The organism is Thiosocius teredinicola (assembly GCF_002009425.1).
Taxonomy (GTDB): domain Bacteria; phylum Pseudomonadota; class Gammaproteobacteria; order Chromatiales; family Chromatiaceae; genus Thiosocius; species Thiosocius teredinicola.
In genome coordinates, this window is the sequence record NZ_CP019936.1 from 2,297,208 (window position 1) to 2,323,859 (window position 26,652).

Here is a 26,652-nt window from a genome sequence, read left to right on the forward strand (position 1 = left end):
ATAGCTTTGAGCAAGAGCCGGGCCAATCATTTCGAGGGATTCGTCTTCTTGGTCGATGCGGCCTCGGTGTATTGCGTCATGTCCTCGCTCTGCGGCGGCGTCGCCGCGCCCCACGTGAGAGGGTTGTCCTGCGTGTAGCGTTTGCCCAGTTGCAGCGCGATCTGCGCCCGGGCGAGTTCCACGCCGAGGTAGAAGGCGTGGCCCGCATCGTCGTCGACGCCGAGCTGCGGATAGGCATCGAACGGGTCGGCCACGACCTGCTTCATCTCGCGATTATAGATATGCACCCCGTCATCATTGACCTGGATACGAAAGTTGCGGTCCTTGACCGCGGCTGCCGCTTCGTCGATCTCGGCGGTCGAATAGGGAAAAGGTTTGCGCTCGTGCAGCCCGGTCAGGCCGGGGTGCAAACGTTTGGGCAGGGTCTGTTCCTCGCGCGCGCGAAACATCACGCGTCTTGCCAGGTCGGCTTCGCGCACGGCTGAGCGGCAATGCGGGCTGACTTCGGTGGTCAGCACTGCCTTGGCATGCAGTTCTGAAATGATGCCGAACAGCAGCGCATTGATGCCGCAGGTATCCGCCTCGGTGAGCTCGGTCAGATTGCCGACCCCCATCATGATCTCGGCCGTCGGCATGCGCTTTCGGGTCTCGTGGTAACGGACGATCGCCTCGGTGAAACCGAAATGGATCGGGTCGAGGATCGGGTCGACCAGGCAGGCCCGCCCGTCGGCACGCAGTTGCTCCCACGCGCGTTGCATGCTGTCCAGATCGCCGGGAACCGCCGGGATAATGATCGGCACCGAAGGCACCTGGCCGGCGATCCACAGATTGTGTTCATTGAGACTGAGCAGGTAGTCGGCGCCGGCCTTGCCGCCGGCAAGCAGTTCGTCTTCCTGCATCGAGTCGACGCTGACCTTGAACCCCTCGGCCTTCAGGCATCGCACACTGTCGGCCAGATGCGCGAAGGGTTCGCCGGGCAGGCAGCCGAGGTCGATGACATCGGCGCCGTCGTCGCGGAACCGCTGAGCACGCGCCACGATGGCGTCGATCGACATCTGCGGCGCGTCGACGATCTCGGCGAAGATCAGCACATCGTGTTGGCTGAGATCGACGGGCTTGCCCGAATGACCCAGCCATTCGGGCAGGTCGCGCAGTTCTTCCGGTCCGCGCTCAAAGGTCACGCCGAAGGTTTGCGAGAGGTCGTCCAGATCGCCGCGGCAACGCCCCGGGATGATCACACGGTCGGCAGTGCCCGCATCTTCGAGGCGGCGTTTGATCATGTCGCCGGTCATCAGCGCGGCTACCTTGAGGCCGAGTTCGCGCACCTCCCAGGTGAAGTCGACGGACTCCATATCCTGCAACACGCGGCGTAGCGATGGGCCGGCGAGGGTGCCGGTCAGAAAGAGGAGATGTTCCGACACGGTTCGCTGATAGACAACGCCGTCCGCAGTTCGTCCAGGCTCGTCACCACGTTGGTGTATTCGAATTCCTTGAGGCGTTCGGTGTTCTGCAAATCGATGGAGCGCGGATAAACCTTGACCGTACCGCTCGGTGCCTCGGTTTCCATCGCCGGCGCGACATCGCAGGCGAACACGATGCTCGGTACCCGGCACTTGCCGGCCTGGGCGTACACATTGGTCACCAGCGTATCGGAGATGCCGAACACCATCTTGGCGACACTGTTCGATGTGGCGGGCGCCACGACCAGCAGATCGTAGACGCCTTTGTAGAACAGCCCGACGGGCGGCGCGCTGGCCGTGCTGTCGCGAAAGATACGAAAGCGGGTCTTGAGGTCCTTGAACGGATGGCCGTAGGCATGCAGCACCTCGGCGGCGGCTTCGCTCAGGAACAGGTCGAGATTCGGTAATGATTCGGCGAGCGCGAGGCACTCTTTCAAATAGTGCCCCGAGCCGGTGATCGCCCAGGCGATGCGGCCCGACTCAGTCATGGCCGATCTCGCGTGCGCAGATGCCCCATTGTTCGTCGGCTTCCTCCACCGCGACCTCGAGCGTCGTCAGGTTGCCGAGTGCATTTTCGCTGCGCAGCGTTTCCAGCAGGCGGTTGCTGATGTGCAGCGCCAGCATCTCTGCGGTCGTATTGGGGATGGGGAGCAGGATGCAGCTTTCACGGGCGAGGATGTAGCGCTTGTTGTAGCTGCGGATCTCGATCATGTCACCATCGACTTCGGAGACCTGGATATCGGCACCCTCGGTCGGCACCAGCACGCCGTCATGTAATTCACGGCAGATGCCGGCGGCCAGCCGGTTGAGCAGCACGAAGTCGATCACGAAGGCATCGGCGGTATTGCTGCCGCGCGCTTCGAGCTTTACGTGAAAGTTGTGACCGTGAATGTTTTCACAGGTCTGGTTGTACGTGATGAAGTGCGCGGCATTGAAATGCAGCTCGCCCGGACTCACGCGCACAGCGAAACGACTCATCGAGAATTACTCTAGTGACAGACTCGCCGTATAGCCTAGCAAACCTCGCACCAAGGCATGTCGCCGACCGTCGATTCGCGGTGTTCTGCGATTAACGCGGCGATCGGATATCGAAGCGTTTCATCTTGCGGTACAGGGTGTTGCGGCTGATACGCAGTTTCGACGCAACGCGTGTCACGTTCCAGTGAGCGGCTTCCAGCTCGCGCAAAATCGCATCGCGTTCGGCGATATCGAGCGGATTCGATGGTCGCAGTTGCGGTGCGCCATCCTCGATGTCGGCGTTCTGGAAGATCTCGTCCGGCAGGTCGTCTACCCGGATGCAGTTGTCGTCGCATAGCCCGATCAGCGTACGCAGGATATTGCGCAGTTGGCGGATGTTGCCGGGCCACTCGAACTGATCGAGCAGGGCGAGTGCCGATTCTTCAATCGTCACGTCATCGCCGCCGGCCTCCTTGCTGAGCAGGTGCTTGATCAGGGCCAGGCGGTCTTCGCGGTCGCGCAGCGGCGGCATCTGCAGGCTGATGCCGTTGAGACGGTAGTAGAGATCTTCGCGGAAGCTGCCTTCCTCGACGTGGCGCTTGAGGTCTTTATGGGTGGCGCTGATCAGGCGTATGTCGACCTTGATCGGTGTCTCGCCGCCCAGTGGGATCACCTCGCGTTCCTCGAGCACGCGCAGCAGGCGGGCCTGCAGGTGCAACGGCATGTCGCCGATCTCGTCGAGAAACAGCGTGCCGGTGTGTGCCTGGACGATCTTGCCACGCGAACCTTCGCGGCTTGCGCCGGTGAAGGCGCCGGGCCGGTAACCGAACAGCTCGCTCTCGATCAGCGATTCGGGCAGCGATGCACAGTTGACGGCGACGAACGGTTTGTCGGCGCGGTCGCTGGAGCGGTGAACCGCGTTGGCGAACACGTCCTTGCCGGTGCCGGTTTCGCCGAGCAGGATGAACGGAATATCGCGCTCGAGCAGCTTCTTAGCGCGCTCGACATTGCGCCGCATCCGGGCATCGCCGAACTCGAGCGAGTCGAGCGTGGTATTGGTCTCTTCCAATCCGCGCAGGACCGGACTGCGACGGGTTGTTCCCAGCCGCTGGTGGCCGTTCTCGCACTCACGGTGCGGCGCCTGGAAGCTGGCGAAGAAACGGCGGCCCTGCCGCGCATCGTGCAGCGGACGGTTGGAGCCGGCGTATTGATGGGCATTGTCGAGCGCCGCCTGGGCGCGGATGCTGAACAGGTCTTCGAGCGAGTGGTCGAGCACGCTCTTGACGTCCGGCTTGTCGAGCTGGAACAGGGCGCTGCGGTTGACCGCCTTGACCCGGCCGTTCTCGTCGAAGGCGATCGCGCCTTCACCCAGCGTGCTGATGAACTCGGGGCGGCTGTGGAAGCGCAGTATGTAATGATCGCGCATGGCGCACAGGAACAGACGGTTCTCGATGAGCTGGGCCGACATGTTGACCAGCACCATGGTGTGCTCCTGGGCGCGGCGCGAATCGCTCGAAGCGTCCAGTACCGCAACCAGTTCGCCGGTTGGGTCGAAGATCGGCGCGGCCGAGCAGGTCAGCCCGGTGTGCTTGGTAAAGAAGTGCTCATCCTGGTGGATGATCAGCGGCCGCTTTTCGACCAGGCAGGTGCCCATGCCGTTGGTGCCCTGGGTGCGCTCCGACCAGATTGCGCCGGTCTGCAGCGCAGACTGCGATGCGGTGCCGGTGAACATCGGGTCGCCGACATAGTTCAGCACGACGCCATCCTGGTCGGTGAGCAAAATGGCATAGCCGGATCCGGCGACCTGCTGATAAAGATTGGACATCTCTGCGCGCGCGATCTGCAGCAGATTGCAATGATGTTCCTGGCGTTCCTTGAGTTCCCGTCGATCGACGAGGATCGGTTCCGGGCGGCGCTCAGGATCGAGTTCGTAGTCGTGAAAGCAGCGCTTCCAAGACTCGACGACCTGGGCGTTAATGGCTGTGGTTCCCGAACGGCTGCCGCGGATGGCATCGGTGACCAAGCCGGCGTGGGATTTGCCGGTGGTTAACTCCATCATTGTTCCTCTGTCTAACTCTCGTGCGCAGAGGGTGCAGAACCCTCAAAGACCCTGATCTGTGCCAGGTTAATGTTGTAATGAATGTTCATTATACAGAACGCGCCCAGCGAGCAAACCCTTGGTGTCGCATGGCTCGTCGCAGTACGGCTTTGCCGCAACCGCCGGCCGTCCGGGTGTGTATCTGTACCCAAGTCTGGACGATAAACCGCCGTTCCGCCATGCGCGCCGATGCGGATAATTCGCAGAATGGCGTTCCGCGTTCTGGCGGCCGGTGACACTGGCGCAGCCTTTGCCCATTCGCCTGTTATGAGGTCGTCGCGGCGACGTTTAGATGTACACAGGAACAAGGCTGAAGATGAGACGGATTGTCGCCACCGTGGACGGTGTTGTTGAGAGGATACTGGGACGCCGGCCGGGCGCCGATGAAATCTGGTTTCTCGTGTTGTTTTTTGTGGTCGCCGGCTGTCTTTGGTTGTTTGCCGAAGCCGCCGAGGTGGCCAACGCCGACGACCTGCGCGGTATCGAGATTCAAATACTGGAGGCATTTCGAGAACCCGGTGATGTCACCGACCCGTTGGGCCCGGTATGGTTCGAACAAGCGGTACGCGACCTGACGGCGCTTGGCGGCACCACGGTACTGACGTTGTTGTCCCTGATCGTCGCCGGCTTTTTTGTCCTCGAACGCCAACCGCGCATCCTGGCATTTCTGGCGTTCGCCGTGATCACCGGTTTGTTGTTGAGCCTGGCGTTGAAAGCAGGCTTTGACAGGCCGCGCCCGGACTTTCTGCCGCACGGCCAGACCGTGTATACCGCCAGCTTTCCCAGTGCTCACTCGATGAACTCGGCGGTCGTATACCTGACGCTCGGCGCCATCATTGCGCGCACCCGACCACGTCGGCTGATCAAGATATACGTGCTGTCCATGGCTGCCTTGATCACCGTGTTGGTCGGTGTCAGTCGTGTCTATCTCGGCGTGCACTGGCCGACCGACGTGGTCGCCGGATGGGCAGCCGGCGCCGCCTGGGCCGGTATCTGTTCGCTGGTGGTGTTGTGGTTGCAGCGCAGGCGGGTACTCGAACGTTCAGTTGGCGATGCGACTGTTTCGCGCGGCCCGTAGGGGATGGGAGATTGAACGCAAAGGCATGCTCATCGCTGTGTTAATGGCACTGACCGCGAAGCCCCAATCCTTGGGGTGACGGTTGTTGCGCTGCTGAAGTCGAGTATCGCGGCGGGCAGCGATCGGCGGAGTGCGCTGGTTAGGTGGGGGGCGAACGTCGATGGTTGAAACTTGGCCCTGGTCATTGAAACAGGTGCCACCACTAGCGACATGCACAGTGATCGATGAAGTGGCCGATTTGAAGCTGTGTGGTTTCCCGAATGGTTGATATCCAACTTAATCCCTCTGCGAAGGTGAGGGCGGGCGAGGCCCGCCCATCAACTCAATAGCTCTTTTCCTTCTCTGCCTTGTTCTCGATGGCATCGCCCGCCGCTTCGATATCTTCGCCCGCGCCGGCAACCGTGTTACAGCCGCTGAGCGTTGTCAGCGCGGTAAAGGCCATCACGGCGGCAAACAGCGTCATTGTGATCTTGCGAATGGTTACTCGGTTCATGGTTCACCTCAGTGTTTGTTAGCTGAATTTTTCGTCCTGCCCGGGTGAGTTGCCCGGGGGTCGTAGCTGATATCGCAAGGTCTGTGCCATCGGCTCGCAATGGTGACGGGTAATCAAAGCGTCACAAGGTCACGGCAGACTGTTCCGCGATCGACGTAGACGCGTCCGCAATAAGCCTTGGCAGAGCCAACGCAGGGAGTAGCCGACCGTGACCACCATAGCCGAACGTTCACCGTCCACCGCCTCTTCGAATTGGTCGCAATGGCTGATGATCGTGGGCCTGGTTTATCTGCTGTTGGTGGCCGTCGCCATGATCGGCAGCGGATTCAAGGCAGCCGCCGGCGAGCAGGCCAAAGAGCTGTTTGCATTCGCCAGCAATCCGCTCACGGCGTTGGTCGTGGGCACGGTTGCCACGGCACTGATTCAATCGTCGAGTACGGTCACGTCGATCATCGTTGGCTTGGTCGCGGGTGGCTTACCGGTTTCGATCGCGATCCCCATGGTCATGGGCGCGAATATGGGTACCACCATCACCAACACGATCGTCAGCCTCGGGCATGTACGTCAGGGCCAGGAATTCAGGCGGGCCTTCGCGGCAGCCACGATTCACGATTTCTTCAATCTGTTCAGCGTCGTGATCTTCCTGCCACTGGAGATCATGTTCGGTTTTTTGCAGAAGACCGGAGAATACCTGGCGACATTGGCGCTCGGCGGCGATTCCATGTCGGTCAATGGATTCGACTTCATCAAGCCGCTGGTCAAACCGCCTGTGAATTTCCTGCACGACGCGTTCGGCAGCATTGGTCTTTCAGAGATGCTTGGCGGCGTCGCCCTGATCGTATTGGGCATCGGTCTGATCTTCTTCGTGATCGCCTACATCGGTAAGTTGCTCAAGACCCTGATGGTGGGGAAGGCGAAAGAGATATTGCATGCCGCTGTTGGCCGTGGGCCGATCGCCGGCCTGTTTTCGGGGACGGCCATCACGGTGCTGGTGCAGTCGTCTTCGACCACGACCAGCCTGATCGTGCCGCTGGCCGGCAGCGGCGTGTTTTCACTGCGCCAGGTCTATCCGTTCACGCTCGGCGCCAACATCGGTACCTGTATCACAGCGCTGCTGGCGGCCACGGCGATCTCCGGCGCCAACGCCGTGTTTGCGCTTCAGGTCGCCTTCGTTCACCTCGCCTACAACGTCCTTGGGGTAATTGTGATCTACGGGCTTCCGTTTCTTCGCCAGATTCCGGTGTGGGCGGCAGAAGGGCTCGCCGCTCTGGCGGTCAAACGCAAGATATATGTCGCTCTGTATATCGGGCTGGTGTTTTTCGTTACACCGCTGGTGCTGATCGGCGCCAGTCAGGCCATGGGTTGGTGAGTCGAGGTCAAGCCAATGAATGAATTCAATACGCGTAAGCATTCACTCGAGCAACAGGTTGACGAGATGGAGGCGACGCTGCTGCATCTGAAGGCTCAATTGAAGGAAGAGAACGAACGCGAGCAGCATGCGGCGATCGATCGGCTCGAAGAGTATCTCGACGACTTGAACAACAAGAACGCGAACCTGCAGGCGTTCTGGAAGACGCTGCGCAGTGAAATTGCCGACCTGTTCAGCGGCGACTCGGCGAACAGCAAGTAGGTGGAGCCCATGTGCGTGCGTATAACTTCAGTAACCGCTTGCTGCGTCACCTTGTTGATTCCGGCGCTGACATTCGCCGGCGAAGAGAAACCTGTCGCACTCAGTGCGGTGCCCGAGTTGGTTGTCAAGACCGTTCACGAGCGCATGGATGACGTGACGCTGCTGAGCGCCAACACCGAAACCGAGGCCGACGGTGAATTCGTGTACGAGTTGCAGGGGCGTATGAAAGACGGCCGCAAGGTGGAATTCGATATCTACGAATCAGGCAAGGTGCAGGAGATCGAGATCGAGTTTGACGCCGACATGGTGCCGGGCGCCGTGGTGAAGGCCATCGAACGAAAGCTTCCCGGTTTCAAACCGGTCTTCATCGAGGCAAGCCATTCGAAAAGCATGAAGGTGACCGGCTATGAATTCGTCGGCAACCTGGGGCAACAACAGATCGATATCGAGGTGTCGGCCGACGGCAGAAACGTGGTAGTTGCCGATCGGTAGCTGGTGTTGATCGCCCCGGCAGGCTTGCACAATTTAACATTTCAGGGCTTACTTTCCCCCAATTCTAAAACCAATAAGCCGTTGGCTGGCCGAACAAGGGGAGGGCAAGCCGCATGGAAGAGAACACTTTCGAGATCGGTCTCGTAGGTGCAGGGGCCGTGTCTGCCGGTGCGTACACCGCAGGCGTTATCGATTTCTTCGTGCAGGCGCTCGATGCCTGGTATGCCGCAAAGCAGGCGGGCGATAACACCGTACCGAATCACGGCGTAAAGTTGTCTGCATTTTCCGGCGCCTCAGCCGGGGGAATTACGGCGGCTTTGGCAGCCGGGTACCTGGGATCATCGCAGCCGGCGATGAAGAACAAAGACATCGCCGACCGGCATGGTAGCGAGAACAAGCTGTTCGATGCCTGGGTCGACAAGATCGATATTGAACATCTGTTGAAGTCGCGCGACATCGGCGACGATTCCGCCAAGATCGTTTCTCTACTCGATTCGACCGTGCTGCGCGAGATTGCCGATGTCGGCCTGACGGTGACGCCGCGCGAACAGCGCCGCCCCTATGTAGCCGATGATTTTCACCTGCTGCTGACGGTTACCAATCTGCGCGGCGTGCCGTACTCCATACCGCTGGCCGGCGCGTTCGATAGTAACCACGCGATGTTTCTGCATGCCGACTATGTGCATGTGTGCGTGAACGATAGCGGGGTTATCGGCGATTCGGATGTCACGCCGCTGGCGTGGAAGGACCTGGGTAAGAACAATGCCGCTACCGATTTGTTGAAGACCTCGGCCTTGGCCTCCGGCGCATTTCCAATCGGTCTGGTGCCGCGCAAGCTGTCGCTGACCCTCAACGAGCCGGGCAAAGCCGATTTCTACAGCAGTCGCAAGTGGCCCGTACCGCTCACTGGGGGTGGCAACGACGGCGATGTGAAATGTATATCTGCCGAGAGCATCCCGGTGAACTGGGGGACGCTGGATTCAAACTTCAACTACGAGTTTCTGTGCGTTGACGGCGGCGTGATGAATAACGAGCCGCTGGAACTGGCGCGCCGGATTCTCTCGGGGTCGTCCGGCCGCAATGCCAGGGAAGGAGACCGGGCGGAAAAGGCGGTGGTCATGATCGATCCTTTCCCAAGCGAAGCGACCTTCCGTCCCGACTATGACTGCACCACGCCCGACCTGGTCAAGCAGATCATGGCGCTGTTCAACGCGCTGAAAAACCAGACGCGATTCAAACCCGACGAACTGATGCTGGCCGCCCATCCACGTAACTACTCGCGCTTCATGGTGGCACCGAGCCGCGACAATGCACGCTATCCGATTGCGTGCGGGGCGCTGGGTGGGTTCGGCGGATTCCTCAAACGCGAATTCCGCGAGCACGACTTCTTTCTCGGGCGGCGCAACGCGCAAAAGTTTCTCAAGGACCATTTCGTGCTGCTCGAGACCAATCCGCTGTTTGCCGATTGGGCCGACAACGAAGAGATGAAGCAGAAGTACTGCGTGCGCGATCGCACGACCGGCGATGCGGTAATGCGCGAAAGCCAGCGCCTGTTGCCGATCATCCCGTTGGTTGGCGACGCCTTGGAGCCTTGCGATCTGTTGCCTTGGCCCAACTACACCAAACGGGATGCCGAGAAACTGGAAGATCAGTTAGATGACCGGCTGAAGGTGGTACTCGACGGCTTGGTGAGCCAATACTTCGCCACCAACAACGTGTTCTTCCGCCTCGGCGCGAAGTTTCTCGCCAGCCGCAAACGTCGCGATCTGCTGAAGTTTGCGTTGCAGACAGTGCAGGGTGAGATCGGTGCGATGGAGCTATCGGGCAACTGACCGGATCTCGGCATCCGCTCTACACCCGTTCCCCCGAATCTGAACCCGGCCCGTCGAGGTCGGGTCTCTTCGAGCGGCCATCCGGCCATTCAACCTACTTCCAATTGATGGGCGCGACATAAAAACAGATAGTTATGGCGTGTTTCTAAACTAAATTATCATTTCTAGGCCGGGCTGGACGAAAAATTTTCCATCCCGGTGATCCGAATTCCCGCGGCATCCGTATTTAGCTGTAAACGCAGCAGGAGGCTGAATAATGCCGCGGGGTGACGGTTACAAAATTGGGCACTATTGGGTGTTGGCCTTGGCGGTTGCGATAGGCGGCGCCGAGGCGGGTGAACCCTACACGCCGGATGATCCGCAGCAGGTGGTTGAGCGACTGCCTCGTCTACCCCTGGCGGTAGAGGCGCTCGGTCGACACAACAACAGCGTGACGCCCGACCGGTCGGGCGCGCTGACAAAGGCGCGACGTTTGATCGATCTGGGGCGTCGAACCGGTGATGCGCGCTATTTTGGATTGGCCGCTGGTGCATTAAAGCAGGCAACAAGCACTGCAGACCCATCGACCGCGGCATCGATCGCGCGGGCGGACCTGCAGCAGATGCAGCACGACTTCGATTCGGCCCTCGCGACGCTCGACCGAATCCTCGCCCGCCAACCCGCACATGGCCCGGCCCTGTTGATGAAGGCCGTGATCCATCAGGTTCGCGGCCAGAGCGATCAGGCGTTGGCGTTGTGCCGGCGCATTCCTTATCGGTACGGGCAGCTGGCAAAGGCCGGATGCCGGGCCGGTGCCAAGCGACAGACGGGTTTTGCCGCCGAAGGTTATCGCGAGCTGCGCGATGCCTTGACCATGGCGACCTCGCATGACCGACCGCTGCTCACTTGGTCATTGGCTTTGCTCGCAGAGCTGGCGGAGATCAATGGCGATGACGGCGCTGCGCAAGCGCTGTTGATGCAGGCCTTCGAGCGCGACCCTGACGATATTCGCACGCGCATCGCCTTGGCGGATCTCTTTCTGCGCAGCCAGCAGCCCGGCCGGGTCATGGAGATCACCGACATGGACGCGGCACCGCCTTTGCTGGTGCTCCGACGGGCCGTTGCCGCCAGACAGATCGACAGCGCCGAGGCGGAGGTACTGCAGCGCAAGGTGTCGGATTACTTCGAGGCGCTACACCTGCGCGGCGATACGTCACACCTGCGCGAAGCGGCGACGGCGGAACTGCTGCTGTTCGACAACCCGCAGCGTGCGCTGCAATTGGCGTTGCGCAATTGGCGTGAACAGCGCGAGTTTGCCGATACCCAGATCCTGTTGGCGGCCGCGTTGGCAAGCAAAGATGCTGCTGCGGTTCGTGAAACGCTGCACTGGCTTGCGCAGGTCGGCAATGTCGACGAACGCCTGGTGGACCTGCGTCGTCAGCTAACGCGCGGTGACCACGATGCCTAGCGTGCCGGGCGGAAAGTTCTTTCATGTGCTCTGCGTGTTGTGTATCGCCTGTCTCGCTGGGCAATCTGCCGACGCGCACAAACCGAGCGACAGCTACCTTACGCTTGACCTGACACAGGCAACGCCACAGCTGCGTTGGGATATCGCGTTGCGCGATCTGCAGACAGGTGTGGGGCTCGATGATGGCGACGGCCGACTGACCTGGCATGAGGTGGCCAGCCGGTCGGCAGACATCAGCGACTTTGCCGCTGCGCATCTGACGCTGCGCACGGCACACCGCGCATGCCGGCTGCTCGAGACGCGCCTGCAGCTTGCCGACCACGCCGACGGCGCATACGGCGTGCTGACCTCGGCGGTCGATTGTGCGGGTCGAGCCCCGGAACAACTTGAGTACCGTTTGCTGTCCGACATCGATCCGACGCACCGGGGATTGCTCAGAACCCTGACTTCCGCGGGAGAAAAGCTGACGGTGCTATCGCCGGACAACCCGTCGGTGACGTTCGGCGACGATCGCCTGCCGATACAGGACACGCCGTTCTTCAGCCGGGTGAACGACGGCATCCGGCATATCGCATCCGGATTCGACCATCTGCTGTTTTTGTGCACGCTGATGTTGCCGACCGTCCTGGTACGCAGCAACGGCCAATGGCGCGGCGTGGACGACTTTCGAGCAACGGCCTGGCGAGTGGCCGCCATCGTCACGGCCTTCACAATCGCCCACTCGTTCACGCTCGCACTGACGGCGTTCGACATCATCAGCCTGCCGGGCCGCTGGGTGGAGTCGGCGATCGCGTTGACGGTCATCGTTAGCGCGCTGCACAACCTGCGCCCGTTCCTACCGCTGCGGCCGGCCACGCTGGCATTCGCACTGGGGTTGATCCATGGCGTCGGCTTTGCCTCGGCCCTCGGCGACTCGGGCGCGGATACCTCGGGCCTGCTCGTGCACCTGTTCGGTTTCAATCTCGGTGTTGAACTGGGTCAGCTTGTTGTCGTGTCGGTGTTTCTGCCCATCGCGTTCTGGGTGCGGCACAGCGCGTTGTACCGGCGGCTGGGTTTGCAGACTGGCTCGGCCGCAATCGCCGCGATCGGCGCGGTGTGGCTCGTCGAACGCAGCTTCGATGTCGCGTTGATCACGCTATGACGGTGACAACACACAGCAACGGCAACCGCGCCGCCACGCGAGAGCGGAGCAATTCAACAAAAGATCAAACAGAGGAATCACTGACATGAAATCACTCTCACTGAAACTACGCAGCAGCGGGCGACTGTTGATCCCGGCAAGTGTGCTGATCGCTTTGTCGCTGGACGCCCAGGCGCTGCAGATCAATGCGTTGGTCACCGACAACGGATCTTCGTTTCACTACGATGTTTCCGTCCTCAACGACGATCCGATCGACGACCTGTTGCTCGTATCGCTGGACGACGCGCCCTTGTCCGACCCACTGATCGGTTCGTCGCTGACCGCACCGGCCGGGTTTCTGGCCAGCTATGACCCCGGCCTGGGCATCGTCGACCTGTTGTCCGATACCGCCGGTTTCGTCGCGGGTCTGACTATCGGCCCGTTCAGCTTCGACAGCACTGCAGGACCTGGGCAGGCATTTACCCGCTACACCGCACTCAACCTGAATGGCGATGTATTCGTCGGCAACGTGGTGTCGCGCGTGGTCGGCGCCGGTGAGGTGCCGGTTCCGGCCACTCTCGCCTTGTTGCTCGGCGGCCTCGGCATGCTGAGCTACAGCCATCTGAAATCAAAAACGGGGACGTCGGCATAGCGCTGCCGGACGATCCAGAACAACAGAGGAGATAAACCCATGAGCCTTCTACGCCATATCGTTGGCACGACCTTGAGCGCATCGATTGCGTTGTTGTCATCGCAGATCGCGGGTGCCGCGAGTCACAGCGATGCCCCTTTGATCAAGCAGGATCCGCAGGCGAACCTGACCGATGTCTATGCCTTCATCGGCAGGCGCTATGACGACCCCACGCAGCAGGTGCTGAATGTCATCGCCAACGTGCGACCGTTCTCCGAGCCGGGCGATGGTGTGATCTACGATCGATTCGCCGACGATGCGCGGTACAGCATCCATATCGCCGATCCGACCACCGGCGATACGGTGACGCGCTACGACTTCCAGTTCTCGTCGGTAACCGACGGCTACAAGCGTGACAATACGATTCTGGCCTACGGAACCGGCGATGAAACAGGCCCGATCGATACCGTGGGCGGTGCCCGGCAGAACTATACGCAGACCTACCGCGTGACCAAGGTAAGCAATAGTCAATCGCAGGAGATCGCCAGTGGCCTGCTGACCCCGCCGCCGAATGTCGGCGCCAACACGACCCCGGACTACAACGACGAAGACGGCCGAGCGGTATCCGGCGCGCGTTTTCTGTCGGAACTCGACAGCTATACGCGCCAGACATTGTTCGGTACGTCGACGGGTGAGGCCGTGTTCGCCGGGCCGCGCGAAGACGGTTTTTATGCCGATACCCCGGCGATCTTCGATCTGCTCGACGGGCGCATCATCGACAACAATGGCGATCCGACTGATGGCCTCGGACAGGATGGCAACGGCGTCGATGGCTTCAAGGGCTTCAACGTGCTGACCTACGCCGTTCAGATTCCGCTGAGCGAGTTGCAACCCAAGCGATACACCGCGGCATTCGCCGACCTGCTCGGCCAGGCGTTGCCGGCGGCTGCCGATGCCACCGGCGTCGGCGTGTATGCGTCGGTCAGTCGCCAGCGCATCCGTATCCTCCGGTCGGATCGCAAGGCGGTCAACAGTGGGCCTTGGGTACAGGTCAATCGTATGGGCAATCCCTTGTTCAACGAGGTACTGGTATCGATCGCCGACAAGGACAATTTCAATCGGACGAGTCCGCAGAATGACGCCGCCCAGTTCGGCATCTATGCCGACTCTCCCGAACTGGCGACCCTGCTGAACCTGGTATTCGGCACCACGATCCAAGACTCAGGGCGCAGCGACCTGTCATTGGTGTTTCTGCCCGACGTGCTGCGTGTCGACACCACCACCGGGCCGGTCACACTGGCGGGCGATCCGCAGTTTCATCGACTCGGTTTCATCGGCGGCGATATCGCGGTATCCGATGAGGGCAGGGCAAAGTCGAGCGGCTGGCCGAACGGCAGACGGCTGGGCGATGATGTGGTCGATATTGCGCTGACCGCCTTGGCGAGCGGGCCGACATATGCCACACCAACGGTAGTGGGCGACAACATCGATACCAACGATCAGCTCTACAACCAGGTGTTTCCGTACGCGGCCACGCCGCATGCGGGTCCGACGAACCGTAAAGACCCGTGATCTTCGGTGCCGGTGTGCATCTGCATGCCGGCGCCGGGATCACAGAGGATGCCGAGACATGCGTGGTCGACAATGGCCGGGCCAGGAAAACAAGACCCATGACAAACGACACCACAGGACAGGCGCAGGTCGATCCCGGCGGGGAAACGCAAGGTGTGCCACCGGCTGTGCTTGCGCAATGGTTGCAGTCGGTCGGCGCAGCGCGCGACGAAGACGCCTTCGAAAAACTGTTTCGTTACTTCTGCCCGAAATTGTTCAGCTACATGCGGCGCGGCGGGCTCAATGACGCGGCTGCCGAAGAACTGGTGCAGGATACAATGACGCGCGTCTGGCAGAAGGCGGGCATGTACGATGCAACCCTGGGTGCGCCCAGCACCTGGGTGTTCGCGATCGCACGCAACCTGCGGATCGATCAATTGAAGAAGTGCAGGGAGATTGCGCAACCTTTGGAAGAACTGCCCACGTTACTCGGAAGCACCGGCGACACCAGCGAGATCCGGATCGATGCGGTTAACATTGTCGGCCGACTGAAGGATCTGTCGACCGAGCAGTTTGCCGTGCTCGAGCTCGTTTATCTGGACGGCTTGTCGCAAACCGAGATCAGTGACCGCCTGGCGGTTCCGTTGGGCACCGTGAAATCCCGTATCCGGCTCGGCTTCGAGCGGTTGCGAAAAGCTTTGCGTATCGAGTTATGACTATTCGCCATCATCCCAGTAGCGACACCCTCCTGGCCTATGCAGCGGGCACCCTGGCGCCGGCATTGGCGTTGGTGGTCGGCGAGCATCTTCGCCAGTGCAACCAGTGCACGCGAACCCATCTGTTCGATACCGCGGTCGGCGGCGCGCTGCTCGAGGCGCACGATGCGACGGCAGTGCCCGATGAAGTGACCGAACGCTGTCTGCAGAAAACCAGGGAGCGGATCACGGCCATGCCGGCTGATACCCAGTCGCAGCGACAAGACTCCGGCGCCGACGCAGCAGCCACATCGGCCATACGGCGGCATGATTTCAACGACATCGCCTGGAAGCGCCTGTCGAACCGGGTCGAACAGTTTGTGGTCCCCGGTTTCAAACAAGGCCGGACCTGGGCGCGCCTTTTCCGTTTCCAGCCGGGTACCGTACTCCCCCGGCATCGTCATCAAGGCGACGAGTTCGTCGTCGTGTTGCAAGGCTCGTACCTGGATCGCTCGGCGCGGTTTGCGGTCGGCGATTTTGCCGAAAACGACCCGTCGGTGGTCCACGAACTGAGCGTGGACGGCGACGAACCGTGTGTGGCCCTGATCGCCAGCAACGGCCTGATCAACCCGGAAAGCGCGCTGTACCGCGCGGCGTTCCGCTTCCTTGGGATCTGATTCCAGAGCCGGGTTTTCCGCACGCCAAAATACGGTCACTTTGTCGGGTTAATTCCGGTTCAAATCGGCCGACAACCCTCCAAGCACGCCGGCCGGGAATTCCTATGGGAAGCAGAAGCTTCTTCGGCTCAAGCTTGGGGAGTTCCGGTCGCTTTTGCTTGTGGTCCGCGCGCGAAAATGCGAGCGACCTCACGACAAACACGCGAACCAGGATGACGACATATGGGATTTTCTGACTTTTTCTCGGCTTTCGGCGGATCCAGCGGCGGTTACAACGCATCGGATATGAAAGGATTGGTCGACGCGATTAACAAGTCGCAGGCCGTCATCGAGTTTCGGATGGATGGCACGATCATTCACGCCAACGAAAACTTCCTGCGTGCGGTGGGGTATACGCTCGACGAGATCAAAGGCAAACATCATCGAATGTTCGCCGAACCCAAATATGCAGAGAGCGCCGAATACCGCGCGTTCTGGGATAAGCTCAACCGCGGCGAATTCGATACCGGCGAATACAAGCGGTTCGGCAAGGGCGGTAAAGAGATCTGGATCCAGGCCTCGTATAACCCGGTGTTCGATCACAGCGGCCGCCCGGTCAAGGTCGTGAAGTTCGCCACCGACATTACCGCAGAAAAGCTCAAGAGCGCCGATCATCTCGGCCAGATCGAGGCCATCGACAAGTCGCAGGCCGTGATCGAGTTCGAGGTCGACGGCACCATCCTGACAGCCAACGACAACTTCCTGAACGCAGTGGGCTATACCCTGGACGAGATCAAAGGTCGTCACCACAGCATGTTCGTCGAGCCGGAGCTTGCTGCCAGCGCCGAGTATCGCGCGTTTTGGGACAAACTCGGCCGCGGCGAATTCGACAGTGGCGAGTACAAGCGTGTCGGCAAGGGCGGTAAAGAGATCTGGATTCAGGCCTCTTACAACCCGATCTGCGACCCCGACGGCCATGCGATCAAGGTCGTTAAGTACGCGAGCGATGTGACCGAGCAGAAACTACGCAATGCCGATTATGCTGGCCAGATCAAGGCGATCAGCAAGTCGCAGGCAGTCATCGAGTTCAACATGGACGGCACGATCCGCCATGCGAACGACAACTTCCTCAATGCAGTGGGCTATGCCCTCGACGAAATCAAGGGTAAGCATCACAGCATGTTCGCTGAGCCCAAGTATGCGGCCAGCGCCGAGTACAAGGCGTTCTGGGACAAGCTCAATCGCGGTGAGTTCGACGCGGGTGAGTACAAGCGCCTGGGCAAGGGTGGCAAAGAGATCTGGATTCAGGCCTCGTACAACCCGATCAGCGACGCCAACGGCGAGCCGTTCAAAGTGGTCAAGTACGCCACCGACGTGACGGCGGAAAAACAGCGCAATGCCGATTTTTCGGGTCAGATCGATGCGATCAGCAAGTCGCAGGCGGTCATCGAATTCTCGATGGACGGCACCATCCAGCATGCCAACGAGAACTTCCTGAACACGCTTGGCTACACGATCGAAGAGATTCGCGGCAAGCACCATCGCATTTTCGCCGAACCCGGTTACGCTGCCAGCCCGGAATACAAGGCGTTCTGGGATAAGCTCAACCGCGGCGAATTCGACAGCGGCGAGTACAAGCGTATCGGCAAGGGTGGCACGGAGATCTGGATCCAGGCCTCGTACAACCCGATCTTCGACATGAACGGCAAACCGTTCAAAGTGGTCAAGTACGCCTCGGATATCACCGACCAGAAGAAACTGGCGATGACGATCGAAGAGTGTCTGCAGGAAGCCAACCTGGTCATGAATGCCCTGGCCAATGGCGACCTCAGCCAGAACATGGTCGGTGAATACACCGGCGAGTTCGCTGCACTAAAAGATGCCATCAACTCGACCGTCGGCAAACTGCGCGGCATGGTGCAGCAGATCACGGACGCCTCGGGCAGCATCAACGCCTCGGCCGAAGAGATCGCCAAGGGCAACGTGCACCTGAGCGACCGTACCGCCAACCAGGCGGCCAGCCTCGAAGAAACGGCGGCTTCCACCGAAGAACTCGACAGCACCATCAAGCAGAATGCGAACAACGCCGAAGAGGCCAACCAACTGGCTGCGGGCGCGCGTCAGCAGGCAGAGCGCGGCGGCACCGTCATCGGTACCGCGATCACCGCCATGGGCGCGATCAATACCGCATCCAAGCAGATCGCCGACATCATCGGCGTGATCGATGAGATCGCGTTCCAGACCAACCTGCTGGCACTGAATGCCTCGGTTGAGGCGGCACGCGCCGGTGAACAGGGTCGCGGTTTCTCGGTCGTGGCATCAGAAGTACGCAACCTGGCACAGCGCAGCGCCGATTCGGCCAAAGAGATTCGCGCACTGATCCAGGACAGCGTGGCCAAGGTCGAAGAGGGCTCGCGCCTGGTCGATGAGTCAGGCGAGACGCTGAAAGAGATCGTCGGTTCGGTCGAGAAGGTGAGCACGATCATCGCCGAGATCGCAGCAGCGAGTTCGGAGCAGAGCGTTGGCATCGGCCACGTCAACCAGGCCATCAGCCAGATCGACGATGCTACGCAGCAGAACGCGGCATTGGTTGAAGAAGCCGCGGCCGCAAGCCAGTCGATGGACCAGCAGTCCCGCGGTTTGCTCGAACTGGTCAGCTTCTTCCGCCTGGACGCAACCGGCTGATCGTCCCCAGGCTCGGTTCGCGGGCCGGGGTATCCAACAAAAGCCGACGTCGTACAATCGACGTCGGCTTTTTTGTGCGTCAATGATCAGCCGGCAATCTTGCTGCGATGACAGGAAGCGAGCTGTTTCCGTCCACGACATATCGGAACGACAAAAAGGTGTTCGCTTGGGTCGCCATCTCTGCGCCCGGAATAAGCCTATACTCAAAAAATACTTCATTTCTTCTGTCACGGAACAACGGTGCGCAGCTCCTTGTTGTACTCACGACCGGGGTTAGCAGTTTCCCTTAAATCAGCCCGGCATGGGTTGTCTTACCGGTTCGTCGCCAAACGTCGCCGCGTGCCGGTGGGATATTGATGGCATCGACAAACACTCGCGTCCTCGTGGTCGACGATGATCCCGGCATCCGTCAGAGCTTCGCCGATTTCCTGGAAGACCTGGACTTCGAGGTCGATGTCGCCGAGCACGGATTGCAGGGTCTGGAACGATTCGGACAGCACAAGCCCGATGTGGTGATACTCGATCTGCGAATGCCGGTGATGGGCGGGCTCGAGTTGCTGCAGGAGCTAAAAGCGCGCAACGCGGATACGCCGTTGATCGTGGTTTCCGGCACCGGGCGAATCAGCGATGCGGTCGATGCGTTGAAACTCGGTGCGTGGGACTACCTGTTGAAGCCGGTCGAGGACCTTTCGGTACTCGAGCATACGGTGCGCCAGTCCGTAGAAAACGCCAGGCTGCGCGTCGAGAACCGACGCTATCAGCAACAACTTGAGTCGTTGGTTGAAGAGCGTACCAAGGCGCTCGCCGGAGCCAATCTGCGCTTGAAACACCTCAACGAGCGTTTGCGCACTATCGTCAACACCACCAGCACCTTGTCGTCTTGGCTGGATATGCGTGAGTTCGGGCCGAGACTGCTACGCGAGTTCGCACGCAACATGGACGCGTGTGGAGGAAGTCTGTACGTCGTTCACGAAGACCGACTGCAACTGCTCGATACGATCGATCCGGGGCATGCACCCGAGGAACTGCCATTACCGTTGCCCGAGGGTTCTCTGCTGGGTCAGGCAATCGCAACGAACCAAGCTGTGCTGGTGGGCGACGTCCGGGGCGGAGATGCCTTTGCAGCAAGTGGTTGGCAAGGGTACAGCGACGGGTCTGCCTTGATCTTTCCGATCGCCGACGCCGGTGGCAATGTAGCCGCCCTGTTGACATTGCACAACAAGAAGTCACCGCCCTTCGTCGAGCAAGACAGGGAAATCGGTATGATCTTGTCGTCGTACAGCTGTGAGTCGTTACGGGCCATTCGGACCTTTGAAGCCCTGAGCCAGAGCGAACGCCGGTTTCGCGAGTTGGCCGACCTGTTGCCGCAATCGCTATGTGAGACCGACGCGAATGGCACGATCACCTATGCGAATCAACAAGCGTGTGTTTCTTTTGGTTACTCTGCTGAAGAATTGACCGAACGCTTGACGATCGACCATCTGATCGAGCCTGTAGAAAGGACGGGGGAAAATCGCGGCCTGGTAACGTTTGCCACCGACCGCAACAGCGGCCGCGAATGCACCGAATTTCGCGCGCTCCGCAAGAACGGCACGACGTTTCCCGTATTGGTTTACGCCACACCGATTACACATGGAAACGAGGTGACCGGCCTGCGTGTGGTTGCGGTTGATATCACAGTGCGTAAGCGCCAGGAACAACTCATCCTGCGTCAAGCCCACTATGACGGGCTCACCGGCTTACCTAACCGCTTCCTTTCTCTGGATCGACTTTCGCAGCTGATCAAGGAAGCCCGGCGTACCGACGAGCATGTCGCGGTCCTGTTCCTCGACCTGGACGATTTTAAACGCATTAACGATACCCTGGGTCACGAGGTTGGTGACCAACTTCTGATACAGGCATCGCGACGCCTGCGCGATACCGTTCGCGATGCAGACACTATCGGACGGCTCGGCGGCGACGAATTTATTCTGATGCTCGGTGGATTGAACGGGGGCCTGGATGCCAAAGCGGTCGCTGAACATGTATTGACCAATATCCGGCGGCCGTTCCTGGTCGACAATCATGAGATGGTGTTGACTGCTAGCCTGGGTGTTTCGGTGTTTCCGGAAGACGGTGACACACCGGCTGAACTGTTGCGAAAAGCCGATACCGCCATGTATCACGCGAAATCGGAGGGGCGGAATACCTGGTACTACTTCACATCGACCATGAACGACCAGGTTTCGCGACGGTTACTGCTGGAGCAGCATCTGCATGGGGCGCTCGGCAGCGGTGAATTGGAAGTCTGGTATCAACCGGTCATCGAATTGGCAGGTAAGCACGTCATCGGATTCGAAGCATTGTTGCGATGGAACAGCCCAACGCTCGGTGCCGTGTCGCCGATGGAGTTCATACCGGTTGCGGAGCAGACCGGTTTGATCATGCAGATCGGCAGTCACGTGTTGCACGAATCCGTATCGACCCTGGTCAAGCTCCGACACGATCACGATCCCCGTCTACGTATGGCGGTGAACCTGTCACCCCGTCAGTTCCGCGATCCGGATCTGCCCGAACAGATACGCGCCGTTCTACGGCAACGAAATCTGCCGGGCGATGCCCTGGAACTTGAAATAACCGAAGGCGTACTGCTCGGCGGCAGCGTCTACACCCATGAGGTGCTGGACAGCATCAATCAACTGGGGGTATCGATCGCCATGGACGATTTCGGTACTGGGTATTCTTCATTGAGTTATCTGCAGAAGTATCCGTTCGACACCCTGAAGATTGATCGGACCTTCGTCAGTGACCTCGGCGATGCTGCACGCGGCGCGCGCGCCAGGGAACTGGTCAACGCTGCGATCGTTATGGCCCATGGCTTAGGACTGAAGGTGATCGCCGAGGGAGTTGAGACACGCGAACAGATGCAGATGCTCGAAGCGCAACAGTGCGATTATGCGCAAGGCTATCTGCTGGGGCGGCCGCAGCCCTATCAGGCACTTCATACCTTGTTTAGGGACGGCGTTCGGCAGGACGCCGCGCACACGCATCACTGATCGGTTGTTAGGGAAGTGAGCATGTGCTCTATCATCAGTCTGAGTGACTCCATCTGCGCGACCGGTTTGCGCAACACTTCGTCGGCCACGCGGGGCAAGGAGGCGAGAAACTCCGGTGGGGTATACTCGGGCGATCCGGTGCAGATAACAAATCCACAACGTGGATATTTTTGATAAAGCACCGAAATCAATTGATCGCCGCTCATGCCGCCCATCCGGATGTCGACAATCATGACATCCGGAGCATGTGCCTCCACCAGGTGGAGTGCCTGTTCACCGCTTTTGGCTACTGTTACGTCCATACCGTAGTCTTCCAGGTAATCCTGAAAACTGTCGCGGATCGTCGGATCATCGTCAACGATCATGATGCGCGGCTGGCGGTGCAGGCTCAATGGGTCGGCTCCCGTTTAAACGGTAGTTGGATGATGAATGTCGTGCCTTGACCCGGCTGGGATTCGACCGACATGGTTCCACCGAGGTTCTCGGTGACAATGAAGTAGGAGACGCTCAGGCCCAGCCCGGTACCGAGGCCTGGCGGTTTGGTGGTGAAAAACGGTTCAAATACGCGCTTGCGGGTTTCATCGCTCATCCCCGGCCCGTTATCGCGAATCTCTATGCGGACCATCGAAGCTTCTTTGTCCGCGGTCAGCTTGACCCAAAACTGCGCCGTTTCGTCCTTCGATGGTTTTCCCCCAAGGCTCTGGATGAGTTTCTCTTGCATGGCCTGCGCACCGTTCTTCAGAACGTTGAGCAGCACTTGCTGGACTTTCTGCGGTTCGCACTCGATCTCTGGCAGATCATCGTCGCAGTCAATATCGACTGTGATCTTTTTGAAGTCGTAGTGTTTCTTCAGATCGTAGTCGGTTCGACATAGTTGGATCGTCTGGTCAACCAGGCGTCGTAGATTGCACGCTACGAAAATGGCATCGCTGCGGCGGGCGAAGCTCAACATATTGTCGACGATAGCGGCGGCTCTTCGGCAAGAATCGCGGACCGTATCAAGCATCCGGGGGATGCCACGCTGTTCCATGTACGCGTGGATGTCAGCCAGGCGGACGCCGATAGCATCGGCGGAGCGTTGGTTGGCGGGTAGGTCACTGGTCAGGCGTTGAATCAACACTTCGGACGTCTGCATGATGCCTCCCAACGGATTGTTGATCTCATGCGCCATGCCGGCGGCGAGTCCGCCGGTAGAAAGCATTTTTTCGCTCTGAATCATCATCTCTTCGATACGCTGCCGTTCGGTGACGTCGTCAATACGGATGACAGCGCCTTCGACACCGTTTGCGATAAGCGGGTATATCGTGATGTCTTCATATCGGGTTTCATGGCCTTCGGCGATCGGGCGGCGCAGGTCTTTTTGTTGTGTGCGCGTTTTTATTGCGGTAAACACTCGATCCATTTCGGATTCCAGGCGCGGTAGAATTTCCTGCAGCTGCTGTCCGATGGCTTGTTTGTTGGGGATCCCCGATACATGCTCGACTTCGCGGTTCCACTGGGTCACCCGGCCGTCGCTGTCGACGCCGATCAGTATCGACGGCATCGAGTCGATGATGTTCGCCAGATAGTTTCGCAAGCGTTGCAGTTCTTCCTCCTGGCGTTTGCGCGCGGTGATATCGGTAGCAATGCCGCACACGGCGTATATTTCGCCCCTTGCGGTCTTTAAGGGAAATCTGACCGACAGATAGGTATGATCGCCGTCGGCCTGGGTAATGACTTCTTCGCGTTCGACTAACGAGCCGGATGCGACAACCTCTGAATCCCCCAATCTGATCTGTGTCGCGATTGCGGCAGGGAACATCTGTTCTGCGGTCTTGCCGAGCAGCCGCGCCTCGTTGAAATCGAACGCCTCTTCGAAGGCGCGATTGACGAACACATAGCGTCCTTGCAGATCTTTCATATCGATCAGCGACGAGGTGTTATCCATCAAGTCGCGCTGCTGCTTGTCGCTCAGTTGCAGATCTTCTATGACTTTGCGCAAGCGTACGGTCATCGTGTTGAAGGCTTCGGTCAGGCGGTTGATCTCGGCGCTGCCGTCAGCAGATACGATGACATCCAACTGGCCGTTGCTGATCCGGGTGGCGCTCCGAGTCAATTCTGATAGAGGCTTTGTAATATGTCGTGTCAGGATAATGCCGAGCATGATGGCTGCCAGCACGGCGAGGGACGTAACAGCCAGGCTGATGCCAAGGGCCGTCATGGTTGGTGACAGGGATTCGGACAGGTCGCGTTGTGCGATGAGCAGCATTCCGAGGTCCGGGAGGGCCTGTTTCACACCGACCACGTCCGTATCGATGTACTTGTCCACGTGCTCCCGCATTCCGCTACCGTTCGCCTCAATGAAGTGAGACGTGTCGCTTTCCAGTCGGCTGCCTATCGGCAGGCCTGCACGGATCGGCGTCAACAAAACCCCATCGTTACGTACAAGGTAGGTTTCTCCCGTCTCGCCGAGGCCCACTCGTGCCTGCATGATCCGGTCGATCCAGCGCATGCCGGTTCGTCCGGCAATAACGCCGATAGTGGTTCCTTCATCGTCCACGATCGGACGCGCAACGACGATCGAAAGACTGTCCATATCGAAAAACCGTGTCGGCGGCTCGGTGGCGACGTGTTGTAGCGCAACCGAGAAGAATTGATGCGCAGCGAGGGTCGCGCCTTCATGGCGGGCGGTCGTCGACAGCACGATATTTCCTTCGACATCGAGCAATAGCAACTCGTCGAATCGCCTGGTGCGCAACAAAACGTCGTGAAAGGCGTCGTTGACCCGGTTGTAGGACGTTCTGCGAAACAGATCGAGTTCCTGGCGAACATCGACGGTGACCAGAATGTGCCAGCGTTCGTCTGGTCGCGCCAGGATATCCGCCAATTCGCTCTGCAGATCAATGGCCCATTCATTGATGCTGCTGACCTTGAGGCTGGCCACCGAGTCTAGTTGATCATATATCTGCGTTACACCGGCGCGCACACTGATCCAGACATTCACCGAGACGACGATGATTGCCGGAAGCAATACCAACGCAACAAAAATCGTTATCAAACGAGTCCTGATGCTGGGAGGGTTACGGCTTGGTTCGGCCGGATCGGGAGTGCGCATTCAGTGCAGGGCAGACATCGCGCCGTCAACCGCCTCGGCTGCCTGATCGAGGGCCTCAGCCGGTGACAGTTCGCGCTTCACAACGGCGTAGATGTACGGTGCGACAACCTCTCGGATCGCGGCATGCTCGGCGAAGGGTGGGGCACCGGCGAACAAGGCGCCGTATTGCTGAACGAGAGAGTAGTAGCCGCCAAGCTGGGCGTCCATCTGGATAACCGCCGGGTCCTGCAAGGTCGCCGTGTGCGTGATGCGACCGGTCGCCAGGGTCCAGGGCACCTGAACGGAGGGTTGACCCAGGTACTGCAGCCACAAAGCAGCGGCCTCTTTCTTGCGCGATGAATGCGGGATGCCGAAAGCCCCGCCGTCGTAGTAGCCGATATAGCCGGTGCCGGCCTTGGCGGCCTCCAATACACCTGGGGCCAATGGCGGCAGGGCGGTGCCGATCTTGCCGGCCACTTTCGATGCGGTTTGGTCGGTCGCGACATTCACGATGTGCTCGCCATACAACAGGCCCTGCGCGACCCGGCCGGAAGAGATCGTCAGCGGGCCTTCAACCCAGGTGCTGCCGAACGCCTCAGGTGGCGCATAGCGCAGCAGCTTGAGCCAGAAGGTCAGCGCCTGCTTGGCCGCATCGCTGTTCATCGTGCCGCCGCGCGCGATGCTCGCCCTGCGGGTGGTGCGGTCCACGCCCCAGTCGTATACGCCGAACATCGGCAGCACGGATTCGAAGAGCTCGTAGAACGAGGCGACATGGCTGGGTGAGGCGTGGATGGTCGTACCCCACAGGTCGATGCCCTGCTTTTTACCCCATTCGGTGAAAAAGGCGGCAATGTCGCGGTACTGCGACACGCTCTGTGCCGGGGCGAGTGGATAACCGTATTCCGCTTTGAAAGCTGCCTTTATCTCGGGATCGTCGAACAGATCCTTGCGGTAGACGTAGATCCGCAGAAACGATTCGATCGGAACACCGTATACGTCGCCGGTGGTCGGGGCGCGGAAGTAATCGAGATACGACGTGAAATCGGCGAAGTCGAACGTCGGCGATGACAGGTCCCGGTGTTCAACAAGGAAGCGGGACAGGTTGGTCAGATAGTTCTGCGCGAGATAGGCATAAATGATGTCCTGCTCGATGTAGACGAAATCGTAATAGCCGGTGCCCAGGGCCATGTCGCGAATACTGTTGTCGAACATGGTTTCCCAGGGGACGACCTCGACCTCGACGTGGATGCCAGTTTCTTTCTCGAACGCGGGCGCGAGAACCTCGGCGATATACCGCGACGCGGGTTGGTCTTCGGTCACGCCACGAATCATCGTCCCTTGATAGGGCTTCGATGCGCTTGTCAGCCAGGTCTGTTCGGCCGGTGCTTCGTGCACGAGGCTGAATACGAGAACGACCCAGGCGAAGCCGATATGCAGCGGTCTTCCGCGACCGGATCGTGTCGTCCGTGCCAACATGGGGTATTCCTGTCGTGATTTTGAGTAACTATAGCGGTTGGCAATTACTACGCTCGGCGACGCGGCGCCGGCTTGAGGTGGGTCAAAATAGCGCGCTGACGCACCGGTGCCGGCGAAGAACTTTCGACGAGAAGGCGCGCCAAATTGCGAAGGCGCGGTTTAATCGCGCGGGCGATTTGTGCGATCGGACCGGCGAAGTGGTTGTGGAAACAAGAAAGTGCGTAAAATAACAAAAACGATAAT

The 26,652-nt window shown here is 59.6% G+C and carries 21 protein-coding genes; 13 read left to right on the forward strand and 8 right to left on the reverse strand.

Annotation, left to right across the window (positions count from 1 at the left end):
• Window positions 1-26: 26 nt before the first annotated feature.
• The 4 genes from B1781_RS11115 to B1781_RS11130 form a co-directional block, all read right to left on the reverse strand.
• Entirely contained in the window at window positions 27-1,421 is a 1,395-nt protein-coding gene (locus B1781_RS11115) for a DUF6513 domain-containing protein (RefSeq protein WP_078119738.1), read from the reverse strand.
• Complete coding sequence (locus B1781_RS11120; RefSeq protein ID WP_078119739.1) at window positions 1,397-1,948, reverse strand: flavoprotein; 552 nt, start codon at window positions 1,946-1,948, stop codon at window positions 1,397-1,399. The genes B1781_RS11115 and B1781_RS11120 overlap by 25 nt, the downstream gene beginning before the upstream one ends.
• Window positions 1,941-2,438, reverse strand: a complete 498-nt coding sequence (locus B1781_RS11125) for a 6-pyruvoyl trahydropterin synthase family protein (RefSeq protein ID WP_078119740.1) — start codon at window positions 2,436-2,438, stop codon at window positions 1,941-1,943. Before B1781_RS11125 ends, B1781_RS11120 begins: the two co-directional genes overlap by 8 nt.
• 91 nt (window positions 2,439-2,529) lie before the next feature.
• Window positions 2,530-4,476 carry a sigma-54-dependent Fis family transcriptional regulator gene (locus B1781_RS11130; protein ID WP_334223969.1) on the reverse strand — a complete coding sequence of 649 codons (1,947 nt, stop codon included), beginning with the start codon at window positions 4,474-4,476 and terminating at the stop codon, window positions 2,530-2,532.
• A 355-nt stretch (window positions 4,477-4,831) separates the two neighbouring features.
• Here B1781_RS11130 and B1781_RS11135 point away from each other — a divergent pair, with 355 nt between their 5' ends.
• Entirely contained in the window at window positions 4,832-5,593 is a 762-nt protein-coding gene (locus tag B1781_RS11135) for a phosphatase PAP2 family protein (protein WP_078119741.1), read from the forward strand.
• A gap of 322 nt (window positions 5,594-5,915) precedes the next feature.
• Here the strand turns inward: B1781_RS11135 and B1781_RS11140 are convergent, their stop codons facing one another.
• Window positions 5,916-6,086, reverse strand: a complete 171-nt coding sequence (locus tag B1781_RS11140; RefSeq protein ID WP_334223970.1) for an entericidin A/B family lipoprotein — start codon at window positions 6,084-6,086, stop codon at window positions 5,916-5,918.
• Window positions 6,087-6,294: 208 nt separating this feature from the next.
• On the opposite strand from B1781_RS11140, the gene B1781_RS11145 reads away from it, so the two are divergent.
• From B1781_RS11145 to B1781_RS11200, 12 genes are all read left to right on the forward strand, one after another.
• Window positions 6,295-7,455 carry a Na/Pi symporter gene (locus B1781_RS11145; RefSeq protein ID WP_078119743.1) on the forward strand — a complete coding sequence of 387 codons (1,161 nt, stop codon included), beginning with the start codon at window positions 6,295-6,297 and terminating at the stop codon, window positions 7,453-7,455.
• A 15-nt stretch (window positions 7,456-7,470) separates the two neighbouring features.
• Entirely contained in the window at window positions 7,471-7,716 is a 246-nt protein-coding gene (locus B1781_RS11150; protein ID WP_078119744.1) for a hypothetical protein, read from the forward strand.
• A 15-nt stretch (window positions 7,717-7,731) separates the two neighbouring features.
• Window positions 7,732-8,208 (forward strand): hypothetical protein, encoded by a 477-nt coding sequence (locus B1781_RS11155; RefSeq protein ID WP_125932030.1) that lies wholly within the window; start codon window positions 7,732-7,734, stop codon window positions 8,206-8,208.
• Between the two features lie 113 nt (window positions 8,209-8,321).
• A complete protein-coding gene (locus B1781_RS11160) occupies window positions 8,322-10,040 on the forward strand; it encodes a patatin-like phospholipase family protein (protein ID WP_078119746.1) in 1,719 nt (572 codons plus the stop codon).
• Between the two features lie 256 nt (window positions 10,041-10,296).
• On the forward strand, window positions 10,297-11,487 hold the full coding sequence (locus B1781_RS11165) for a tetratricopeptide repeat protein (protein ID WP_078119747.1): 1,191 nt from the start codon (window positions 10,297-10,299) through the stop codon (window positions 11,485-11,487).
• A complete protein-coding gene (locus tag B1781_RS11170; RefSeq protein ID WP_078119748.1) occupies window positions 11,480-12,628 on the forward strand; it encodes a HupE/UreJ family protein in 1,149 nt (382 codons plus the stop codon). The genes B1781_RS11165 and B1781_RS11170 overlap by 8 nt, the downstream gene beginning before the upstream one ends.
• Before the next feature lie 85 nt (window positions 12,629-12,713).
• A complete protein-coding gene (locus B1781_RS11175; protein ID WP_078119749.1) occupies window positions 12,714-13,259 on the forward strand; it encodes a PEP-CTERM sorting domain-containing protein in 546 nt (181 codons plus the stop codon).
• Between the two features lie 39 nt (window positions 13,260-13,298).
• Window positions 13,299-14,810, forward strand: a complete 1,512-nt coding sequence (locus B1781_RS11180) for a DUF4331 domain-containing protein (protein ID WP_078119750.1) — start codon at window positions 13,299-13,301, stop codon at window positions 14,808-14,810.
• A 98-nt stretch (window positions 14,811-14,908) separates the two neighbouring features.
• Window positions 14,909-15,505 carry a sigma-70 family RNA polymerase sigma factor gene (locus B1781_RS11185; RefSeq protein WP_125932031.1) on the forward strand — a complete coding sequence of 199 codons (597 nt, stop codon included), beginning with the start codon at window positions 14,909-14,911 and terminating at the stop codon, window positions 15,503-15,505.
• Window positions 15,502-16,161 carry a cupin domain-containing protein gene (locus B1781_RS11190; protein WP_078119752.1) on the forward strand — a complete coding sequence of 220 codons (660 nt, stop codon included), beginning with the start codon at window positions 15,502-15,504 and terminating at the stop codon, window positions 16,159-16,161. Before B1781_RS11185 ends, B1781_RS11190 begins: the two co-directional genes overlap by 4 nt.
• Before the next feature lie 222 nt (window positions 16,162-16,383).
• Window positions 16,384-18,825, forward strand: a complete 2,442-nt coding sequence (locus tag B1781_RS11195) for a methyl-accepting chemotaxis protein (protein WP_078119753.1) — start codon at window positions 16,384-16,386, stop codon at window positions 18,823-18,825.
• Window positions 18,826-19,181: 356 nt separating this feature from the next.
• A complete protein-coding gene (locus B1781_RS11200) occupies window positions 19,182-21,860 on the forward strand; it encodes an EAL domain-containing protein (protein WP_078119754.1) in 2,679 nt (892 codons plus the stop codon).
• On the opposite strand, the gene B1781_RS11205 is transcribed toward B1781_RS11200, so the two are convergent.
• Genes B1781_RS11205 through B1781_RS11215 form a run of 3 tightly spaced genes read right to left on the reverse strand, consistent with a single transcriptional unit; the run spans window position 21,854 to window position 26,409 of the window.
• A complete protein-coding gene (locus tag B1781_RS11205; protein ID WP_078119755.1) occupies window positions 21,854-22,252 on the reverse strand; it encodes a response regulator in 399 nt (132 codons plus the stop codon). The two genes, B1781_RS11200 and B1781_RS11205, sit on opposite strands and share 7 nt — an antisense overlap.
• Entirely contained in the window at window positions 22,249-24,954 is a 2,706-nt protein-coding gene (locus tag B1781_RS11210) for a PAS domain-containing protein (RefSeq protein WP_078119756.1), read from the reverse strand. The genes B1781_RS11205 and B1781_RS11210 overlap by 4 nt, the downstream gene beginning before the upstream one ends.
• Entirely contained in the window at window positions 24,955-26,409 is a 1,455-nt protein-coding gene (locus B1781_RS11215; protein WP_078119757.1) for an extracellular solute-binding protein, read from the reverse strand. It abuts the gene before it with no gap.
• Window positions 26,410-26,652: the final 243 nt, after the last annotated feature.

What these genes read in the sequence shown, in the direction of transcription:
- B1781_RS11210 (WP_078119756.1), bottom strand. Translation starts at nt 24,954, where the DNA reads ATGCGCACTCCCGATCCGGCCGAACCAAGCCGTAACCCTCCCAGCATC.
- B1781_RS11165 (WP_078119747.1), top strand. Translation starts at nt 10,297, where the DNA reads ATGCCGCGGGGTGACGGTTACAAAATTGGGCACTATTGGGTGTTGGCC.
- B1781_RS11140 (WP_334223970.1), bottom strand. Translation starts at nt 6,086, where the DNA reads ATGAACCGAGTAACCATTCGCAAGATCACAATGACGCTGTTTGCCGCC.
- B1781_RS11170 (WP_078119748.1), top strand. Translation starts at nt 11,480, where the DNA reads ATGCCTAGCGTGCCGGGCGGAAAGTTCTTTCATGTGCTCTGCGTGTTG.
- B1781_RS11195 (WP_078119753.1), top strand. Translation starts at nt 16,384, where the DNA reads ATGGGATTTTCTGACTTTTTCTCGGCTTTCGGCGGATCCAGCGGCGGT.
- B1781_RS11150 (WP_078119744.1), top strand. Translation starts at nt 7,471, where the DNA reads ATGAATGAATTCAATACGCGTAAGCATTCACTCGAGCAACAGGTTGAC.
- B1781_RS11215 (WP_078119757.1), bottom strand. Translation starts at nt 26,409, where the DNA reads ATGTTGGCACGGACGACACGATCCGGTCGCGGAAGACCGCTGCATATC.
- B1781_RS11190 (WP_078119752.1), top strand. Translation starts at nt 15,502, where the DNA reads ATGACTATTCGCCATCATCCCAGTAGCGACACCCTCCTGGCCTATGCA.
- B1781_RS11130 (WP_334223969.1), bottom strand. Translation starts at nt 4,476, where the DNA reads ATGATGGAGTTAACCACCGGCAAATCCCACGCCGGCTTGGTCACCGAT.
- B1781_RS11125 (WP_078119740.1), bottom strand. Translation starts at nt 2,438, where the DNA reads ATGAGTCGTTTCGCTGTGCGCGTGAGTCCGGGCGAGCTGCATTTCAAT.
- B1781_RS11160 (WP_078119746.1), top strand. Translation starts at nt 8,322, where the DNA reads ATGGAAGAGAACACTTTCGAGATCGGTCTCGTAGGTGCAGGGGCCGTG.
- B1781_RS11120 (WP_078119739.1), bottom strand. Translation starts at nt 1,948, where the DNA reads ATGACTGAGTCGGGCCGCATCGCCTGGGCGATCACCGGCTCGGGGCAC.
- B1781_RS11175 (WP_078119749.1), top strand. Translation starts at nt 12,714, where the DNA reads ATGAAATCACTCTCACTGAAACTACGCAGCAGCGGGCGACTGTTGATC.
- B1781_RS11180 (WP_078119750.1), top strand. Translation starts at nt 13,299, where the DNA reads ATGAGCCTTCTACGCCATATCGTTGGCACGACCTTGAGCGCATCGATT.
- B1781_RS11135 (WP_078119741.1), top strand. Translation starts at nt 4,832, where the DNA reads ATGAGACGGATTGTCGCCACCGTGGACGGTGTTGTTGAGAGGATACTG.
- B1781_RS11200 (WP_078119754.1), top strand. Translation starts at nt 19,182, where the DNA reads ATGGCATCGACAAACACTCGCGTCCTCGTGGTCGACGATGATCCCGGC.
- B1781_RS11185 (WP_125932031.1), top strand. Translation starts at nt 14,909, where the DNA reads ATGACAAACGACACCACAGGACAGGCGCAGGTCGATCCCGGCGGGGAA.